The following is a 3,274-nucleotide window of genomic DNA, read 5'->3' as shown; positions in this document are numbered from 1 at the left end:
AGTCCTACGCCGTGCACCCCGGGGTCTCGGCCACGGACCTGTTCGCCCGCACCGAGACCCCCCTCGACAAGGTCAGCAAGCCGTTCATCAAGCTCATCGGCCACCCGCCGCACAAGGCCGCCCACTCCACCTTGTTCGCGGCCACCGAGCCGGACGCCGACCCCACCGTGTACTGGGGCCCCAACCGGCTGATGCAGTCGCAGGGACCGGTCGAGGCGTGCCCGTCGAGCAAGATCTCGCGCAACCCCGAGCTGCTGCGCAGGCTGTGGGAGGAATCCGAGCGGATGACCGGGATCAGCTACAAGTTCTGATCATCCGCACTGCGTGACCGTGAGCACGATCTTGCCGCGGGTGCGCTGATTGTCGCTGATCTCGTGGGCCTTGCCCACGAGTTCCAGTGGCAGAACCGTTTCCACGTGCGGTCGCAGCGCACCGCTTTCGACGAGGTTCGCGAGAGCGCGCAGACCCGCGCCGTCGGCTTCGACGATCATGAACCCGGCCCGCAGGCCGAGCGGGCGGGCGACCTCCACCAGGGCCGCTTCCGCCGGGGAGGCCAGCGACACGATGATGCCGCCGGGCCGGAGGGTTCGCAGCGAGCGCGGGCCGTATTCGCCGCCGATGGTGTCGACGACGATGTCGATGCCGTCGGCCGCGTCGACGAAATCTGTTGCGGTGTAATCGATCACCTCATCGGCGCCGAGGTCGCGGACGAAGTCGTGATTGTCGGCCCGCGCCGTGGCGACGACGTACGCACCGCGCGCCTTGGCGATCTGCACCGCGACATGCCCGACCCCGCCCGCGGCGGCATGAATCAGGACCCGGTGGCCGGGCCGCACGTCGGCGGTGTCGACCAGCGCCTGCCAGGCGGTGAGCGCGACGAGCGGCAGCGCGGCGGCTTCGACGTGGGTGAGATTCGACGGCTTGCGCGCGAGGTGGCGGGCCGGTGCGGTGACGTACTCGGCGTAGGCGCCCGCGGCGCGCGGCTGACGCGGCATGCCGAAGACCTCGTCGCCCGGCGCGAACAGGGTGACACCGACGCCGACGGCCTCGACCACACCGGACACATCCCAGCCCAGCGGTGCGATCGCGCCGAGCAGTCCGCCGGTGGCGCGGTGCCAGGAATCGGTCGGGTTCACCCCGGCCGCGTGCACGCGGATCAGCACTTCGGCCGGTCCGGGGCTCGGCTTGTCGACCTCGATCACCCGCAGGACCTCGGGTCCGCCGAAGGTGTCCTGACCGATTGCCCGCATGGCGCTTCTCCCTGTGTCTCCCAGGCCGTTTCGCTGCGAACCGGCCGCGTGAAGTCCACGATGCCGGGTGCGCGAATCATCGACGAGTGGCAAGAAAGCCAATATGTGTAAGAATCTTGCCATGCATCGCGTGGTGGTTCTGGCGCTGAACGGGGTCTATCCGTTCGAATTGGGAATTCCCGCCCGGATCTTCGGCACGGCGACCGATCCCGACGGCGCCGCGCTCTACGACGTGCGCACCTGCAGCCTCGACGGAGCCCCGGTCTCGACCAACGCCGACTTCACCATCGCCGTCGAATACGACAGCAGCGCGCTCGCCGAGGCCGACACTGTGGTGATCCCGCCCTTCTCCGCGTGTGACGCCCCCGAGGAGGAGTGGATGCCCGCCGACCTGGCCGATGCGCTGGGTCGACTCCGGCCGGATACCCGCATCGTGTCGATCTGCACCGCGGCGTTCGTCCTGGCCGCCCTCGGCTTGCTCGACGACCGCCCCGCGACCACGCACTGGCGACAAGCCGATCGGTTCCGCACTCTGTTCCCGCAAGTCAGGATGGATGCCGACGTGCTGTTCGTCGACGAAGGACGCATCCTCACCGCGGCGGGCAGCGCCGCCGGCATCGACGCCTGCCTGCACCTGCTGCGCCGCGATCACGGCAGCGCGGTCGCCAATCAGGTCGCCCGCCTGTGCATCGTGCCGCCGTGGCGCGAAGGCGGACAGGCCCAGTTCATCGACCGGCCGATCCCCGAACCCAGCACCGCGACGACCGCCGCCACCCGCGCGTGGGCCATGACCCACCTGGATCGCCCGCTCCCGCTCACCGAACTCGCCGCCCACGCTCGTATGAGCGTGCGCACCTTCTGCCGCCGATTCCGCGAGGAAACCGGCCTCCCACCCGGCCAATGGCTGACGCAGCAACGCGTCGACCACGCCCGCCACCTCCTCGAAGCCACCGACCTCCCCATCGACCGCGTCGCCGCCGACGCGGGCCTCGGCACCGCCGCTTCCCTGCGCCAGCACCTGTCCGCCGCCATCGGCGTCTCCCCCACCGCCTACCGCCAGACCTTCCAGGCCGGGACCTCGCGCCCGCGCGCCACCCGGACTACTGTGCTGTGACGCCTGACTCCGCGGTTGACTCCGGCCGCGACCTGCTCCTACGTGCTCTGTAGTAGGCGGGTACCGTGGAGCGCGTGTCCGTTCCACCTCCTCGCCCGGCGCACAATCGACCGGCCCTGATCGCGCTGGTCTGCGTCGTCGCGCTGGGCTGCCTGGCGCTGGCCTGGTGGCAGTGGGAACGGTTCGAATCGTCGTCGGGAACCGGCCAGAATCTCGGTTACGCACTGCAGTGGCCGCTGTTCGCCGGGTTCGCGGTGTTCGCCTATGTGCGGTTCGTGCGGCTGGAACGCGAGGCCGAGGAGCCCGCGTCGCCGCGTCCGGGCAAGGCCGAGGCGCCGCGCGAGATCCCCGCGGGCATCCTGCCCGAACGCCCCAAGGCCGCGAAGTCCGACGACCCGGAAACGGCCGCCTACAACCAGTACCTGGCGCAACTGCACGCCAGCGACATCGATGCGCAGGTCCGCACCGCCGGCTTGCATTCCCCCGAGAGGAACGCCGGGTGACCGACAACACCACCACCACACCGTCGCCGGACGAAGCCACCGCCGCCCCCGCGGGCAGCGCCCCCACCGCCAAGATCACCTCGGCCCTGCAGCGCTACCGCGTACTCGCCTGGGTCACCGGCCTGTGGCTGCTGCTGCTCACCGTCGAGATGATCGCCAAGTACGGCTTCGACGTCGACACCCCCAGCTGGATCGCGGTCGTGCACGGCTGGGTGTACTTCGCCTATCTGCTGGTCACCGCCGACCTCGCCGTGAAGGTCCGCTGGCCCATCGGCCGCACCGTCGGCACCCTCGTCGCCGGCACCATCCCGCTGCTGTCGTTCTTCGTCGAGCACCGCAACGCCAAAGACGTGAAGCAGCAGTACAGCCTCTGACTTGCACGAAAAGCGCCGCCGCCCCGGTAATCC

Annotated in this window: 4 protein-coding genes and 1 pseudogene; 4 read left to right on the top strand and 1 reads right to left on the bottom strand. The window is 70.0% G+C overall.

The genetic code is table 11. The annotated features are described in order from the left end of the window. Positions 1-311 (top strand): annotated as a pseudogene (locus ACFWF3_RS29595) (short-chain dehydrogenase); the annotation flags it as partial. Here ACFWF3_RS29595 and ACFWF3_RS29590 read toward each other — a convergent pair. Further along, entirely contained in the window at positions 312-1,250 is a 939-nt protein-coding gene (locus ACFWF3_RS29590; protein ID WP_379316894.1) for an NADP-dependent oxidoreductase, read from the bottom strand. Positions 1,251-1,371: 121 nt separating this feature from the next. Here ACFWF3_RS29590 and ACFWF3_RS29585 point away from each other — a divergent pair, with 121 nt between their 5' ends. The 3 genes from ACFWF3_RS29585 (at position 1,372) to ACFWF3_RS29575 (ending at position 3,241) form a co-directional block, all read left to right on the top strand. Then, positions 1,372-2,364 carry a GlxA family transcriptional regulator gene (locus ACFWF3_RS29585; RefSeq protein ID WP_379316892.1) on the top strand — a complete coding sequence of 331 codons (993 nt, stop codon included), beginning with the start codon at positions 1,372-1,374 and terminating at the stop codon, positions 2,362-2,364. Positions 2,365-2,438: 74 nt separating this feature from the next. Continuing rightward, positions 2,439-2,867, top strand: a complete 429-nt coding sequence (locus ACFWF3_RS29580; RefSeq protein ID WP_378996669.1) for a transcriptional regulator — start codon at positions 2,439-2,441, stop codon at positions 2,865-2,867. Next, positions 2,864-3,241 carry a DUF3817 domain-containing protein gene (locus ACFWF3_RS29575; protein WP_379316890.1) on the top strand — a complete coding sequence of 126 codons (378 nt, stop codon included), beginning with the start codon at positions 2,864-2,866 and terminating at the stop codon, positions 3,239-3,241. The genes ACFWF3_RS29580 and ACFWF3_RS29575 overlap by 4 nt, the downstream gene beginning before the upstream one ends. Positions 3,242-3,274: the final 33 nt, after the last annotated feature.

It is taken from the genome of Nocardia sp. NPDC060220, assembly GCF_042727815.1.
Classification (GTDB): Bacteria; Actinomycetota; Actinomycetes; order Mycobacteriales; family Mycobacteriaceae; genus Nocardia.
The sequence above is the reverse complement of the archived record's forward strand: the minus strand, read 5'-3'. Positions and strand labels throughout refer to the sequence as shown.